Source organism: Lactococcus sp. SK2-659 (assembly GCF_020218185.2).
Lineage (GTDB): Bacteria > Bacillota > Bacilli > Lactobacillales > Streptococcaceae > Lactococcus > Lactococcus lactis.
Genome location: NZ_JAIWQZ020000005.1, coordinates 13,083 through 27,909 on the forward strand (window position 1 = coordinate 13,083; position 14,827 = coordinate 27,909).

16 protein-coding genes are annotated in these 14,827 nt (G+C 32.2%); 11 read left to right on the forward strand and 5 right to left on the reverse strand.

Translation table 11 applies throughout. The features are described from left to right. Positions 1 to 38: 38 nt before the first annotated feature. The 5 genes from LDP15_RS11540 (at position 39) to LDP15_RS11560 (ending at position 5,737) form a co-directional block, all read left to right on the forward strand. Positions 39 to 578 carry a macro domain-containing protein gene (locus LDP15_RS11540; RefSeq protein WP_225513599.1) on the forward strand — a complete coding sequence of 180 codons (540 nt, stop codon included), beginning with the start codon at positions 39 to 41 and terminating at the stop codon, positions 576 to 578. 28 nt (positions 579 to 606) lie between these two features. Beyond that, entirely contained in the window at positions 607 to 3,624 is a 3,018-nt protein-coding gene (locus tag LDP15_RS11545) for a type I restriction endonuclease subunit R (RefSeq protein WP_225513598.1), read from the forward strand. Between the two features lie 238 nt (positions 3,625 to 3,862). Then, on the forward strand, positions 3,863 to 4,480 hold the full coding sequence (locus LDP15_RS11550) for a hypothetical protein (RefSeq protein ID WP_225513597.1): 618 nt from the start codon (positions 3,863 to 3,865) through the stop codon (positions 4,478 to 4,480). A gap of 158 nt (positions 4,481 to 4,638) precedes the next feature. After that, on the forward strand, positions 4,639 to 4,812 hold the full coding sequence (locus tag LDP15_RS11555; protein WP_225513596.1) for a hypothetical protein: 174 nt from the start codon (positions 4,639 to 4,641) through the stop codon (positions 4,810 to 4,812). 370 nt (positions 4,813 to 5,182) lie between these two features. Further along, positions 5,183 to 5,737, forward strand: a complete 555-nt coding sequence (locus tag LDP15_RS11560) for a recombinase family protein (RefSeq protein WP_011915215.1) — start codon at positions 5,183 to 5,185, stop codon at positions 5,735 to 5,737. Between the two features lie 123 nt (positions 5,738 to 5,860). On the opposite strand, the gene LDP15_RS11565 is transcribed toward LDP15_RS11560, so the two are convergent. Next, entirely contained in the window at positions 5,861 to 6,673 is an 813-nt protein-coding gene (locus LDP15_RS11565; RefSeq protein WP_225513569.1) for a sugar phosphate isomerase/epimerase, read from the reverse strand. Positions 6,674 to 6,868: 195 nt separating this feature from the next. Between LDP15_RS11565 and LDP15_RS11570 the strand changes: the two genes are divergently transcribed. From LDP15_RS11570 to LDP15_RS11590, 5 genes are all read left to right on the forward strand, one after another. Continuing rightward, entirely contained in the window at positions 6,869 to 7,159 is a 291-nt protein-coding gene (locus LDP15_RS11570; protein ID WP_225513568.1) for a hypothetical protein, read from the forward strand. A 211-nt stretch (positions 7,160 to 7,370) separates the two neighbouring features. Further along, positions 7,371 to 7,742, forward strand: a complete 372-nt coding sequence (mobC, locus tag LDP15_RS11575) for a plasmid mobilization relaxosome protein MobC (RefSeq protein WP_225513567.1) — start codon at positions 7,371 to 7,373, stop codon at positions 7,740 to 7,742. A 2-nt stretch (positions 7,743 to 7,744) separates the two neighbouring features. Continuing rightward, positions 7,745 to 9,262, forward strand: a complete 1,518-nt coding sequence (locus tag LDP15_RS11580; protein ID WP_225513566.1) for a relaxase/mobilization nuclease domain-containing protein — start codon at positions 7,745 to 7,747, stop codon at positions 9,260 to 9,262. A 666-nt stretch (positions 9,263 to 9,928) separates the two neighbouring features. Then, positions 9,929 to 10,378, forward strand: a complete 450-nt coding sequence (locus tag LDP15_RS11585) for a hypothetical protein (protein WP_225513565.1) — start codon at positions 9,929 to 9,931, stop codon at positions 10,376 to 10,378. A gap of 74 nt (positions 10,379 to 10,452) precedes the next feature. Further along, positions 10,453 to 10,899: a GNAT family N-acetyltransferase gene (locus LDP15_RS11590; protein ID WP_046123973.1), complete on the forward strand. Its 447-nt coding sequence runs from the start codon at positions 10,453 to 10,455 to the stop codon at positions 10,897 to 10,899. Between the two features lie 431 nt (positions 10,900 to 11,330). Here the strand turns inward: LDP15_RS11590 and LDP15_RS11595 are convergent, their stop codons facing one another. Both LDP15_RS11595 and LDP15_RS11600 read right to left on the reverse strand, forming a co-directional pair. Beyond that, positions 11,331 to 11,510, reverse strand: coding sequence for a hypothetical protein (locus LDP15_RS11595; protein WP_041168157.1), 180 nt, complete (start codon positions 11,508 to 11,510; stop codon positions 11,331 to 11,333). An 11-nt stretch (positions 11,511 to 11,521) separates the two neighbouring features. Next, entirely contained in the window at positions 11,522 to 13,291 is a 1,770-nt protein-coding gene (locus tag LDP15_RS11600) for an oleate hydratase (protein WP_225513564.1), read from the reverse strand. A 344-nt stretch (positions 13,292 to 13,635) separates the two neighbouring features. Between LDP15_RS11600 and LDP15_RS11605 the strand changes: the two genes are divergently transcribed. Next, entirely contained in the window at positions 13,636 to 13,764 is a 129-nt protein-coding gene (locus LDP15_RS11605; RefSeq protein ID WP_255596497.1) for a hypothetical protein, read from the forward strand. A 294-nt stretch (positions 13,765 to 14,058) separates the two neighbouring features. Here the strand turns inward: LDP15_RS11605 and LDP15_RS11610 are convergent, their stop codons facing one another. Together LDP15_RS11610 and LDP15_RS11615 are read right to left on the reverse strand one after the other, a co-directional pair. Further along, entirely contained in the window at positions 14,059 to 14,466 is a 408-nt protein-coding gene (locus LDP15_RS11610; protein WP_152994333.1) for a DUF5626 family protein, read from the reverse strand. Beyond that, positions 14,405 to 14,596, reverse strand: a complete 192-nt coding sequence (locus LDP15_RS11615; protein WP_225513563.1) for a hypothetical protein — start codon at positions 14,594 to 14,596, stop codon at positions 14,405 to 14,407. The genes LDP15_RS11610 and LDP15_RS11615 overlap by 62 nt, the downstream gene beginning before the upstream one ends. Positions 14,597 to 14,827 lie beyond the last annotated feature (231 nt).

Here is a 14,827-nt window from a genome sequence, read left to right on the forward strand (position 1 = left end):
ATGATTTATCAAATACTGAAAGAAAGGAGTTAATCATTTTGAAAACTAAAAAAGTTCCACTTTTTGATGAGCAAGTTATAAGGCAATTTGGCAGTCGCTCTGCAACATTATTTGTCATTTTGTCTGCCGTACTAATATTTGTTGATATTCCAGTGAATTTAAGACTAATTGCTGGTGGTGTTGTTCTCTTGGTTTTGGTTGCTATTTATTTTTTGACTTGGCACAGAGCTAATACCTTAAACGATATTTCAATAAGTATAGGAGCGACAACAGTTCAAATAAAATCGGGAGATTTATTTAAACAGGACGGATTGAAAGCTATTGCTTTTAATGAGTACTTTGACACACAAGTGGATGATGTGATTATTGCTAAGAGGTCTTTAAATGGAAAGAAGAGTAAAGATACCCTTTGTCCAAAGAGTTTAGATGATAAGTTAAGCATCTTTATTCTATTTGGAAGTAAGATAATGCAATATGCTTTGGAAAATTGGCCCACGTCAGATGCAAGTTATCGTAAAGACGGAAAAACGGGTGCTTATCATTATAAGCAGTCAGTTTATGATGAACTAGGAATTTAACAATATTATGCATAAGGAGGCATAAGTCATGGCTTTTGCAGAAGATAACTACGAAAAAGCGATTATTCAGCTTTTTCAAGATGAATTAGGCTACTCATATCAATATGGTCCAGATGTAGAACGTGATTACACAGAGCCGTTATATCTTGATGAGCTGGAGCCAGCTTTAACTCGGATTAATCCCCTTTTACCAGAAGGGGCTATTCAAGAGGCATTGAATAAGCTAAAAAATTTTGAGAATGGATCGATTCTGCAAAAGAACGAAGTCTTCATGAATTATCTGCAAAATGGGATTGAAGTGTCTTATTTTCATGATGGTGAGCATCTTGCGGGCATAGTTAAGATTGTTGATTTTGAGAACATCGAGAATAATTCATTTACTGTCATTAACCAGTGGACGATTATTGAATATAGCAATAAACGGCCAGATGTTATTGTGTTTGTGAATGGTTTACCTGTGGTGGTTTTTGAATTGAAGAGTCCTTCTCGTGAGGAAACGGATGCTTCGGATGCCTTTTTACAGCTTAAAACCTATCAAAAGGAAATCCCAAGTCTTTTTACATACAATGCGTTCTGTGTCATGAGTGACCTGGCGACTTCAAAGGCTGGCACAATTACTGCTGGTGAAGACCGCTTTATGGAATGGAAAACCATTGACGGTAGTTATGAAAATACGCAGTACGCAACTTTTGACACCTTCATCGAAGGAATGTTTGACAAAAAGCGATTCCTTGACATCCTTCAAAACTTTATCTGTTTCTCTAACGATGCAAAGATTTTAGCTGCCTATCATCAGTATTTTGCAGTGAGAAAAGCGATTAACTCGACCAAAAAAGCGACAGAAACAGATGGCCGTGGCGGAGTGTTTTGGCATACTCAAGGAAGTGGTAAATCCTTGTCGATGGTCTTTTACACTCATTTATTGCAACAAGCATTAAATTCTCCAACCATTGTTGTACTTACAGATAGAAATGACCTTGATGACCAGCTTTTTGGACAGTTTGCGAAATGTGAGAAGTTTCTTCGTCAGACACCAATCCAGGCTTCTGACCGTGCAAATTTAAAAGAACTGCTTGATGGTAGAGAAGCAAATGGAATTATTTTCACTACCATGCAAAAATTTGAAGAGTCAGATGAACCTCTTTCTGAACGTAGGAATATTATTGTCATGGCTGACGAAGCGCATCGGGGACAGTATGGGCTAGAGGAGAAAGTCGATGCAACAACTGGCCAAGTGAAAATCGGAACGGCAAGAAAAATCCGAGATAGCTTACCAAACGCTACTTATATCGGATTTACTGGTACACCAATTTCTAATAAGGACAAATCAACTACTGAAGTGTTTGGCAATTATATTGATGTTTATGATATGACTCAAGCGGTAGAAGATGGAGCAACTCGCCCAGTTTATTATGAGAGCCGTGTCATTCATTTGAAACTAGATGAGTCTGTTCTTGAAGCCATTGATAATGAATATATGGTCATGGAGGAAACGGCAGAGTACCATGTAATTGAAAGAAGCAAAAAAGAACTGGGACGCATGGACTCAATTCTTGGTGCGGAGCAGACACTGAATGCATTAGTTGACGATATTATTGACCACTATGAAAACAATCGTGCGCAGGAACTAACTGGAAAGGCTATGATTGTTGCCTACTCTCGCCCAATTGCGATGAAGATTTACCATAAGATTCTTGAAAAGCGATCAAACTGGACTGAAAAAGTTGGAGTGGTCATGACTTCTGGAAATAATGACCCCGAAGAATGGCATGACATCATTGGAAACAAGAGCCATAAAGACGAAATGGCAAAGAAATTTAAAAATGATGATGACCCATTTAAATTAGCTATTGTGGTAGATATGTGGCTAACTGGATTTGATGTTCCTAGTTTGGCAACTATGTATGTTTACAAACCTATGAGTGGTCATAATCTGATGCAGGCTATTGCTCGTGTAAATCGTGTCTATAAAGATAAAGAAGGTGGTTTAGTTGTTGACTACGTGGGAATTGCTAGTGCGTTGAAACAAGCCATGAATGATTATACGAAACGAGATAAGGGGAACTTTGGAGACCCAAATATTGCTGAGACAGCTCTGCCAAAATTTATCGAAAAACTAGAAGTTTGTCGAGATATGTTCCATGGCTTTGACTACTCCAAATTCATGGACGATTCTGCCACAGATTTGACCCGTGCTAAAACGATTAGTAGAGGTGTTAACTTCCTTTCTGCGGTTAATAAAGAAAAGGATAAAGAGGAATATATCAAACAAGCACTTTTGCTTCGCCAAGCCCTCTCATTATGTCGTTCTTTATTAACGCCAGAACAGCGATTCGAGGCTGCATTCTTTGAAGCAGTTCGTACTTTGTTGACACGCATCACAGGTGATAGAAAACCTTTATCTTTGAAGGAAATCAATCAGCGTATCAACGAACTGTTGAAGTCTAGTATCAAGAGTGAGGGAGTAATCAATTTATTCTCAGATATAGACACTGGCTTCTCCTTGTTTGATCCTAAGTTTTTGGATGAAATTTCTAAAATGAAGGAAAAGAATCTTGCAGTGGAATTACTAAAGAAACTAATTGCTGAGCAAGTCTCACTGTATAAACGTACAAACCTAGTGAAATCAGAAAAATTCTCTGACATGCTTTCTCGTGCTATGAAAGCTTATCTTAACGGTATGCTCTCGAATGAGGAAGTCATTCAAGAACTGATGAAGATGGCGAAAGATATGGCTAATGCCAGTCAAGAAGGTAACGACTTGGGACTAACTGCAGAAGAATTAGCTTTTTATGACGCTATTACAAAGCCAGAAGCAATTAAGGATTTTTATGAGAATGATGAACTCGTTTCGTTGGCTCATGAATTAACTGACTTGTTACGCAAGAGTAGAACAGTGGATTGGCAGAAGAAAGAATCTGCAAGAGCTGGGATGAGGCGTATGGTTAAGAGACTTCTTAAAAAGTATAAATATCCACCTGAAGGCATGGATGATGCAGTAGCTACCGTAATTGGCCAATGCGAGATGTGGGTCGATAATAGTTAAATTTTTCTGTCGTCATCAGTTTATGTAATTACAGATTTTAATGTTAGGAGAAGGTGATCATGCCAAGTTCATTTACACAATTTCTCAAGAAAAGATTTCAAAATCAATTATTCGGTGTCTACTGAAATCAAGGTATTAATGGGAATACCAGCCTAAGATATTTGGAGTTCAGAGAGAATGCGTTTGATTTTCAAACTTCGCAACAGAACCATTATTTTAAAGTGGGAGGAAAATTGTTTTGTGGATATTTAAACAAGAAATCTTTGCTAAATTATTTAGTTTAGATGGATTAGGTTGGGGAATCTTATTTTTTATTTTTTTATTTTTAGGATCTATGTGGATCTGGTTTGTTGATAAAAAAAATTCTTATGAGAAAGTAATAGTGAAAAAAATGAATCGAAATGAATTCGATGATTTTTCAAAGGAACAAAGAGTTGAATTGTACGATAGTCATGAAATTAACAGTACTTCTCCATCTTATTATTGGGTATTTGGTTGCGAAGAAAAACCATTGGAGATTAAATTGTTGAAAATGCTTGAAAATCCTCCAGTCATTGAAGATTTTTCTGCAAAAAACGTTGAAAAACAGATGTTTGAACAGGTACAAATAAGAGGTCAAAACAAAATTTCATTAGAACCAGATGAATATGCAGCCTTTTTTTTAGAAACAAATTCAGGTACTTCAATGCCTGTTTTCAAAGTTAAATTAAAAATGAATGGTCGTTTATGCACTTATGATCTTGTTGCAAATATGCGCTATGGTTCTACTGGTGATAGACGTACTATTTTAAAATTTGAGCAAACCTTTAGAAGTTTTTTGAAAAATAGAGTATCCCAAATTTTTAATTTGGATTGAAAAAATTAAAAATTTGGCCAAAAATACTACAGTTTTTTAGAGCAATCATCTTATGATGATTGCTCTTTTTTTTTTTGTGTCATTCGTTGTTCAAATCCTCTATTCGTAAAATAAATATTTTAAACTAGAAATATGACTTATTTTTAGGAGGAATCAAAATGAACAATAGAGAAATATTGGCAAAAGAAATGGCGGATTTGAAAGCAAAAGAAGCGAAGATTAGAGCGAAACGAAAACAGATTAGACAGAAAGAAATGATTTCTTTAGCGAAATTATATTGTAAAAAGGAAGGCTTTAAGACGCCTGCTGAAGCATTAGATTTTTTGGAATAAAATAAAAGAAATCATTCAGTAAATGATGAGGTTTTAGTATCGCTAAAAAAATTTGCAGATGGACTAGTTTGGCAAGAAAATGGTGCATATTGGCGTACGAATGATGTTAAGGGTTTGACTCAATTTATGGCACAATTTCGTTCTGGACTATTATCAAATAATTAGACATAAAAAAGAAAAGCGTTAATAATTGTTTTTCTTTTTTTATATTGTGTTCAGAAAATGGTCATTTTCTGAACACTCTTCTTTTCTTATTAAAATTCTCAAAATTATTTACATTTCTTGTTCATTAACCCGTAATTTATTCTATGTTCATTTATATATATATTTTTAAGTTATGATACAATAAATTAGAACAAAGGAGAATAAAATGAATATCGGATATGCACGAGTTTCAACTGGACTTCAAAATTTGGATTTACAAAAAGATAGTCTTAAAAAATATGATTGTGAGAAAATATTTACTGACCATATGTCAGGAAGTAAAAAAGAGCGACCTGGTTTAAAATCTGCCATCGAATTTTCTCGTTCTGGAGATACAATTGTTGTTTGGCGGTTAGATCGATTAGGAAGAAATATGGAGGACTTAATTAGCATAGTTAATTCACTTAATGATAAAGGAGTAAGCTTCCATAGCTTGCAAGAAAATATCACAATGGATAAATCAAGTTCGACTGGACAATTGATGTTTCATTTGTTTGCGGCTTTTGCGGAATTTGAGCGAAATCTTATTTTAGAACGCTCTGCCGCTGGTAGAGAAGCCGCACGTGCAAGAGGAAGACTTGGAGGAAGACCTGAGAAATTTTCAGAGCAAGACGTAAAGCTTCTTAAAACCTTGGTAGAAAGTGGCACACCAATTAAGTCGATTGCGGATTCTTGGGGAGTTTCAAGAACAACAATTTATAGATATATTAATAAGTTTTAGAATAAACTAGAAAACCAGCTCACAATTATTAAGTTATGAGCTGACAATATAAGTTTCCTAAAAATTTTATTTTTCGGAAAGAAAACAGAAATTGTGTAGTAAAAAAGATTCTATTAATTTTTATTACTTCTTTAACAAACTTTGAACGTATAGATGACTTTCCACTTGCTCTCTTGGATTATTAAGATCTTCCAAATCAATTTCATAGATACTAGAAGCTTCAGAATTCAAAAGAGGGATTACTTTGCTCCAGTTTGTGATTCCTTTCCCTAACACCAAACTATCATGTTCTTTTCCTAGAGTATCGACTAAATGATAATGGACAATGTGTTTCTTTAGTCTTTCCAATGATTCAAGAAATAGTTTTTGATTTCCTTGTAGTTTTATAAGAGCATGTGATGTATCATAGGCAAGTCTATAACCATTATTGTAAATAAATTCATCCTCTTTTTTATTTCCAAAATAGAAAAGAGGAGAAATAGAGTTTTCGAACATAATATGCTCTTGTCCTAATTCTTGAAACTCATCTAATTTATCATACAAATAGTTGCGAGCTACTTCTATTCCAGAGTACATTGATAAGAATTTTTGTGTTTGCTGGCCGTAAGACCCATGTATAAGAACTTCAATGTTGTAATCCCAAGCAAGTTGTAAGAGAGCATTTGTACTTTTCATCAAAAAAGAATATAATTCTGGTTTTTCTTTTTCTGGAACAATAACTTCTAAAAAATCTCCGTTATACATCATTGGATGATGAAGTATAATTTTATCTGTGGCAAGTCTTTTAACCTCTTCAATCGAATTTTTTAATCTTTCTAAACCTTCAGGAGTGAAATCTTTTTCGGAAGTATAAAACTCAAATACTTCTGGATGATATTTAAGTCGACTTTCTAATTGCTTTGGGTCTGAACTTGATTTTAGTCCGAAATTAACCATATATAATCTCCTTGACATTTTAATATTCGAATATTATATCATAAACGGTTCTGTTGCAAAGTTTTCCAAAAAATCAATGACAATGAAAGAAAGAATTGATAAGGCAAAAACAAAGTTATCTGAAAAAAAGCCACAAGAAACTGAACTAAAAAATGATAAACTTTCAAACAATAAAATCAAAGGAGAAAATGAATTATGATTAATTATCAAGGCGAAGATTTTACAGAAACTGAATTTTATGGACGTGAAATTTTAGAAGCCATTCAACTGACAAATAAATTTCCAACTCCAAAAAAAGTATTGATAGAGATGTTAGAAGAAATGATACATGAACAATTAGATTTAATTGATAAAGAAGAATTAAATCATTACATTCACGCAAAAAAATATGTTCAAACTTTGACCGAAGATGAAGTTAAAAATTTGTGTTTTGAATTCAAAGATTTATACGAAGATGTCTTAAAAGAATTTGAAATTAAGCTCTAATTTTTTTTTCAAAAAGGGGGATTGGGGGACACCACCAAAAATAAAAAGATTCGTCTGAAACTCACAAAAATAAAATTGGAAATTTTAGGTTTTGTGAGTGAAAGAGGAATACTTTTTACTGTAAGTGTGGCCACACTTACGAAGCTCGCTAAAGACACTCACCCCCTATTTTGAGCTTTTAGAGTTGACAGATATTTGTGAGGTTGACAAGATGAAAAAATTCAAAAATCGTGAGAGAAATATTTTAAAAAGGTTCTTCGTAAATGAAAAAGAAGACGAAAGAATTAAATTGATGATGAGAAAAACTGGCATCACTAATTTTTCTATTTTTGCAAGACGAGCTTGTTGCAATAAAGAGATTTTTTCTATTGATTTTTCAGAATATAAAAATATTATTTCTGAAATTTCCTCGACAAAAGCTGAACTTAAACGTATCGGAAATAATATCAATCAAATTGCTAAACATTTAAACGAAAATAAAAATAATCAGACAAAAGAATGGATGTCTGATTATCAAAATCAATTAGAAAATTTGGAAGATAAAATTCAAAAAGTCGTTCATTATATTTCAGAGGGGGAGTAAAAATGACAGTCATTAAAATGCCAAAACAATCGAACGGAACGGTTCATTCTTCAAAAGATTTAAACCAACTCATTGATTATGTGATGAACCCTGAAAAAACAAATGACTTTGAATATGTTTCCGGTCAAAATATTTTAGATATTCACTCAACCTGTGATGAAATGTTAGCGACACGAACAATGGCAAATGCTTTAAAAAACAAGCCAAGAAAAAACGAAAGGTTTGGTTATCATTTTGTCCAATCTTTTTCTCCTGATGACCATTTAACGCCTGAACAAGCTCATGAAATTGGTTTAAAAACCATGAAAGAATATCTAGGAAGTTCTGCGGAATTTATTATTGCCACTCATACCGATAAGCCACACCTCCATAATCATATTGTGCTTAATGCAACTGACCCTTTGACTTTAAATAAATTTCAACAATCAAAAAATGATTTGGAACGATTGAAAGAAATTTCTGACCGTATCTCTAAAGAGTATGGTTGTAAAATTATTGACCGTCCTGAACAAAAATTAGGAAACTCTCACAAAAATTATTTGGTCTATCTTGCGAAAAATTCTTACCGAAAAGAGATTAAAAACAAACTTGAATTTTTAATGAACCATTCTCACACTTGGGAAGATTTTAAAACAAAAGCAAGAGCCTTAAATTTAAAAGTGGACGACACAAAAAAATATACCACTTATCTTTTAGAGGGAAGCGAACAAACCAAAAAAATTAGAGATAGAAGTTTAAAAAATGATAAATTTTTAAAGGAAAATCTCAAAGAACGGATAGAAAGAAACACCATTGGTTATTCCGTTGAGGAAGTCGTGAAACTTTGGAATGACAAAGAAAGCATTCAAGAAAAAGGACAAGAAAAAGAAATTGAAATTTTACTTGAACATTGGCAAGTAACAAAAGAAACTGAAAAAGATTTAGTTGTAACCATTGATACTGCATTCGATAATGAAGCAACGATTAAGATACCTGCACGCTGTGTTGACAAATTAGAAAACGGACAATATAAAATATTTATTAAAAAGGGCGACCGCTTTTCGTATATTGATAAAAGAAGTCCGGCAAACCATAAAATCATGGTTGGGGCAACCGTTGCTAAAAATTTACAAAGACAAAGTGGAAATATCCCTCTTTATTCTGACAATGTCAATATCAAACTCAAACAAGTCTTTCATGAGTTCGATTTCTTAATCAGTCAAGGGCTTGGTTTTGATAGAAGTTTTGAAACCATAGGAGAAGAGTTAAAAGCCACCTATCAAGAAACACAACATCAATTAGACAAGCTAGACACAAAGATTTTAGAGTACGTGGAAACAACAAAAACCTTGCCTTATGAAGATACCTCTATCAGAGATACCATTAAAAACTTAACAAAAGAACGTGATGATTTGCGAGATACTTTATATAAAGTCGATAAAAACATTCAATACTATCAAAAATCAGAACAGCGATTAGAAGCCTATCAAAAAAATCAAAGTCCAAAACATAAAGCACGTGATGATGATTTTGAAATTTAGTCCGTTGAAAAATCTGATGAGTAAACAATAAAAAAGTCGGATCTGAAATTTTTGGGCTTTAAAATTTCAGACCGGACTTTTTTATTTGAGTTTTGAAAAAACTCTATTTTTTACAAAGTAAAAAATAATGTTCCTGTCGTTGAGCAAACCAACGAAAAAGCACTAAAGAAATTGAAAAATGAATTTTTCACTCCCTTTAATGCTTGAATCGTCCTATAAGCTCATGTTTTGCCTTTTAAGCCCTTTAAAAAGCATTCTAATATAAATTTTCTGTAATATCTGACTGAAAAAATATTTTCAGAAATTATCGCAAAATTACTATCAATGTTCTTGAGCGGACTCTATAATGTTGTCCAAAATAATTTTTGACTCTAATAAATTGACTTAACGTCAGTTCTAGAAAGGGTAACTATGTTTTGCAACAGAACCTAAATGTTTTTATTTCACCCTTTAAAAATAAAGTGATAAACTAAGAGAAGAAAGTTCTAAGGCTAAATATATTGAAAGAATTTCTACTCATGATTGGTTGAAAGGTGAATTAATATGGAGAAAAAAGTAAATAATATAAAACAAGATACTAAATTAGTTATTCTTCGTGGAAATTCGGCAAGCGGTAAATCAACCACGGCTTTAAAAATAAGATAAAGCTTTCCCAGAGGAGAGGTCATGTTAATTTCTCAAGATGAAATCAGGTTGAAAATTCTTAATGTTAAAGATAGAGTAGATAATCCCACTGCTGACTTAATTAAAACCATTGCCTTATTTGGAAAATCGAGATTTAAAATCATCATAATAGAAGGCATATTAAGTACACATAAATATAAAAATATGCTTTCTGATTTAGTTTCCAGTTTTAAATATAATTCCTATCTATATTATTTTGATATTCCTTTTGAAGAAACAGTTCGTCGTCACAATACAAGATATAAGAGTAGTCTATGGGGAGAAGAAACAATGAAACATTGGTGGTTAGAAAAGGACTTTTTAAGATTAGGTAATGAGAAAACTATTAATTGTGACTTAACAGAAAAGGATATTCTAAAAATGATATTAGATGATGTGGAACATAGGTCTATCAATAGTTTTATTGCAAAGTTTCCATGTCTCCAATCTTAGTGTAAAATGAAGGAGATTTTATTTCTAATCGCCTAACATTATTCCTGAAATATTTTTTTTAGAAAGAAAAAAAATTGAAAATAATAACTTATGAAGAAAAATATAGAGATGATTTAATATTTATGATTTTAGAAGCTAAAGATTCAATTGGTAGGATTCCAGCAATTAATCCAGACTTACTAAATATAAAGGAAGAATACCTTGATAAAGGAGATAGTTTTTGGCTTTTAATAGATGTAGAGGATAGGGTTATTGGTTCTATTTCTTATTCTTCACTTCCAAACTCATCGGAAGTATTTTTACATCGTTTTTTTATAAAGTCAAAACTGAAAAATAAAGGGCTGGGGAGTAAATTACTTTATTTTGTGGAAGATTATTTAAAAAAACTTGGGAAAACGAAAATAAGAATTCATCTAGGACAACCCAAAAATCAATGGATTGAATCATACTATTTTTATCAAAAAAAAGGATACAAGTTTTATAAAAAAAATTTTCTACAAAAAAATTTAGATACAAATTGAACCATATTTTTGAAAAAGTGAAATAAATTTACGAAAATTCTTTTATAAATAAAATTTTATGATTTTCACTCCAGAAATGCTATCTTTGATGCTATCCTTAAATCTTAGAGTCACTATTGATTGGTCTAGTAAAAATTTTATTCCCAAAGGGAGTCGTTATAGATAAATAATATTTTTGTGGTAAAGTAAATTTGTGTAAAAAGTACTCCAAGATATGATAAATATCCAGTTACATTAGCAAAGCTCGCTAAAAAAAGGTTTAAATAAAAAACAAATAAAAGAACTCATTTTGAGTTCTTTTTACTATTTCTTATCCTAAAATGAGTTTAACAGGAGACTTTGAAATAGAACCCAATAATTAATCATTAAAAAATTAATTACAGTAAGTCTATGTGTTATAGCTTTTTTTACTATCTATTTCTAAATAAATTTTATAATCCTTCACCCTTTGTTTTTGTTTCACGAATATAGACTGGGATATTTTTTATTTCAGATTTTGGAACTGGCTTCTTATTAATAGGAATGATTTTTAATAATTCATCTCTATAACAATATCCAAGAACTGTTCCTGCAACAAGAGTAGTAGCTAATAATAATTTTCCTTTTTTCATCTTTATTCCTCCTATAATAAGTGTTGATCGACTAATATTTCTTCAATGTATGTTCCTTTAATTTTCTTAAGAAATGCTTCTAATCCAAATTTTTCAACTTTTGTTACAGGTAAGTCACGTAATCCTTTTTTATCATTAAGATAATAGATAGCATTTAGAATCATGCGCATATCAAAAGAAGAATCAAATACTTCTGGAATTCCACGGTCTACATCTAGTAATTGATAAACAGCTTCCATGGCTGTACGAACAGAATATTCAGTAGTGAAGACTGTATCGCGTTCTGTTTCAGCAAAGTTTCCAACGAATGCAAGATTAGCTGAACCATCCGGTACCACTTTTGGACGATCTCCAGCTGCTCTAGGCATAAAGTAAGAAGTAATATAAGGCATGTTTGTAGGAACAGCTTTCACTGTTGCTGCAATTTCTGAAATTTTATTTTTAGGAACTCCAATGTGATATAAGAATTCTTCGCATATTTCACGACCAGTACAGTCAGTAATTTTTTTAGGAATATAATTTCCGGGTAAATCTGAAAATAGACCGTACAACCAAACAATTAATTCATTGTCTTTTTGTTGCTCAAAGTGAGGCTGACGACTAATGGAAATTCCTAATAACCAATTAGAGTCACGAATTGTTATAGGACCACTTGTTACTAGAGAACCACTATGCGGATCTTTACCAGTAATAGATTCTAAAAATGGAACAACTTGATCATCTGAGAACGTTAAAGTGGTTGAATTTACCCAATTTGCAACGGGAACATTACGATAAAATTTCCAAGGACGACCAAAAGATTTATCTTGTTTGGCTATATTTTCCCATAATTGCCAACTTTGTCCTACTTCATGCTCTTGAGGTGCAGGATGTTCGGTATCTCCATACGTTGTACTTTCAGTAATTGAACCATTAGTTACAATGACCAAATCATCTATTGTCAAAGGTAACACTTTTGTTTGACCAGATTCAGTAAGTTGAATTTCTGTGGCGATTTTTTGACTGTCCGAACGGTTCACTATAATATTATTGACAACTGTATCGTATTGGAAATGTACATTATGCCCTTCTAAGTAATGGATCATTGGTTTTACTAAAGATTCATATTGATTAAATTTAGTAAATTTTAACGCTGACATATCTTTTAGTGTACCTACATGCTGTACGAAACGTAGTAAGTAACGGCGCATTTCCATCGCACTTGCCCATGGTTCAAAAGCAAACATTGTAGACCAGTATAACCAAAAGTTAGATTCAAAAAATTCATCAGAAAAGACTTCATTGATTTTAACATCATCTAATTGACTTTCTGATGTTAAGACTAGTTTTAACATTTCATCAATAGCTTTACGAGATAACGTTAATTCTCCGTCACTTTCTAATTGTTTTCCGCATTTTTCAATTACACGTGTTTTAGAATAACTTGGGTCTTCTTTATTTAACCAATAAAACTCATCTAATACTGAAATTTCTGGATTTTCAAGAGTTGGAATTGAACGGAATAAATCCCAAAGGGTTTCAAAATGGGCTTCCATTTCACGACCACCACGAATGATGTAACCACGTGATTCATTATATATTCCATCCATACTACCACCAGCTAAAGAGAGTTCTTCAAAAATATGAATATTTTCTCCGGGCATTTGACCATCTCTAATTAAAAAAATTGCCGATGCTAATCCAGCAAGACCTGAACCAACAATATAAGCTGATTTATTTTCTACATTTTTTGGTTTTTTAGGTTTTGCAAATGCTTCATAATTTCCGTTACTGTAATACATAAATGGGCCTCCTTTGTATAGACACTAAATAAACGTCCTTCTTAACTTGATTATAGACTTTTCATTACTTCTTGTAAAGAAAACCCTTTCGAAACTATTAGACAAATCAACACATTTGTCTATTGTACTAAAGGCAAATAATTAGACACAAAATGAGTTATATTTTTGGAAAGGTTATAATAAACTAGACACAAAGTTAAGAGAAATCATGAAAAGGTTTATTATGAGCGGTAACCACTCCTCACTATACAACTGTTACAAGTGCTTAAGCTGAATATATTGATGACTTAATTCGACGTGCAACCAAGATTGAAAGTGGCTCTGTTAAACCCTATGAAGATAACATGCTTAAAATTGTAGGAGAAAATCGTAAATTAACGCTTGATATGAGAGCCCTCGATGATTCAATCTACTCTGACATAGACTCTGACAAATTAAACCAAGTTGTTGATGACATTAGTCCACAATATTAGTTAATCATATACATAGACAACTAAAACACAGCACTAACCAAATTTTATTATTTTTGCCCCAAAATGTAATTAGGCTTAAAATAGCTACAAAAAATTATTTTCATAAGTTCTCCCTCAAGGTTTTGTTGAAAAATTTTAGAAATAAAAAAGAATTTTTAAGCTCTTTTTTATTTTTTATTTTTAAAAAATTTAATCAAGAAATAAATACCCAGCCCAATTAAAATGACTGTTATCAAAAAAACAATAGAAACTAATCTCATAAAAACCTCCTTTATATTATTATAATAGAGTTTTTTAATTTCTTGTAACTACAAGATTATTTGACGAATTTATTGTAGCTCTAACCCACCCAGTCCAAGATATTACATTCCATATTGGAGTTGTAAATGAAAAATGAGCACTTGCACGTTTGCTATTATCAACACGCAAGGATGCCGAATTAACTTGTGCTCCAACAATCGTATAATTTAAATCCCGTGCGCTTGTAATTTTATTACCACTGGTTGTTATATAAAATGAAACATGCCAAGCTGCATCCCAAGCAGTGACCTTATGAGAACCATTTGAAATACGAGCCATAGGATTTGAACCAGATTCAACTTTGAAATATGTTACATTACCTTGTGAATCTGTAACTGATTTAGTTTCCCCATATAAGAGGTAACTTAGATAAATCAAACTCAGCAGATAAGTTTGAATCATTTTGAACTTCCACAGGTGAACTTTTTTGTTCAGTTGTATCAGCTTTAACAATAAGGCTAGGGGCTAAAGCTCCTGATAAAAGTAATACTATTCCACTAGATATAGCAAGTTTTTTCCATGATTTTTTCATTGATTTTCTCCTGGTATAAATCAAGATTTGTAAGCGCTTACCGATAAGGTTATTATACTACATTTACCTCATCGCTTCAATTATTAAATAATAAATAATTCTTTCTTCCTATATCCCTTATTGCTCTTGTACTCCTTGATAAAAAAAGAAACATTATTGTCAAAAAGAACTACGTAGGCAAATATTTTGCGGATACTTTGGATTGTGATTCCTTTAATTAAACATGCTGAT

Excerpts from the sequence above, each read along its gene's own strand:
- LDP15_RS11545 (WP_225513598.1), top strand. The coding sequence starts at position 607 with ATGGCTTTTGCAGAAGATAACTACGAAAAAGCGATTATTCAGCTTTTT.
- LDP15_RS11555 (WP_225513596.1), top strand. The coding sequence starts at position 4,639 with ATGAACAATAGAGAAATATTGGCAAAAGAAATGGCGGATTTGAAAGCA.
- LDP15_RS11560 (WP_011915215.1), top strand. The coding sequence starts at position 5,183 with ATGAATATCGGATATGCACGAGTTTCAACTGGACTTCAAAATTTGGAT.
- LDP15_RS11565 (WP_225513569.1), bottom strand. The coding sequence starts at position 6,673 with ATGGTTAATTTCGGACTAAAATCAAGTTCAGACCCAAAGCAATTAGAA.
- LDP15_RS11570 (WP_225513568.1), top strand. The coding sequence starts at position 6,869 with ATGATTAATTATCAAGGCGAAGATTTTACAGAAACTGAATTTTATGGA.
- mobC (WP_225513567.1), top strand. The coding sequence starts at position 7,371 with ATGAAAAAATTCAAAAATCGTGAGAGAAATATTTTAAAAAGGTTCTTC.
- LDP15_RS11580 (WP_225513566.1), top strand. The coding sequence starts at position 7,745 with ATGACAGTCATTAAAATGCCAAAACAATCGAACGGAACGGTTCATTCT.
- LDP15_RS11585 (WP_225513565.1), top strand. The coding sequence starts at position 9,929 with ATGTTAATTTCTCAAGATGAAATCAGGTTGAAAATTCTTAATGTTAAA.
- LDP15_RS11595 (WP_041168157.1), bottom strand. The coding sequence starts at position 11,510 with ATGAAAAAAGGAAAATTATTATTAGCTACTACTCTTGTTGCAGGAACA.
- LDP15_RS11600 (WP_225513564.1), bottom strand. The coding sequence starts at position 13,291 with ATGTATTACAGTAACGGAAATTATGAAGCATTTGCAAAACCTAAAAAA.
- LDP15_RS11605 (WP_255596497.1), top strand. The coding sequence starts at position 13,636 with ATGCTTAAAATTGTAGGAGAAAATCGTAAATTAACGCTTGATATGAGA.
- LDP15_RS11610 (WP_152994333.1), bottom strand. The coding sequence starts at position 14,466 with ATGATTCAAACTTATCTGCTGAGTTTGATTTATCTAAGTTACCTCTTA.
- LDP15_RS11615 (WP_225513563.1), bottom strand. The coding sequence starts at position 14,596 with ATGAAAAAATCATGGAAAAAACTTGCTATATCTAGTGGAATAGTATTA.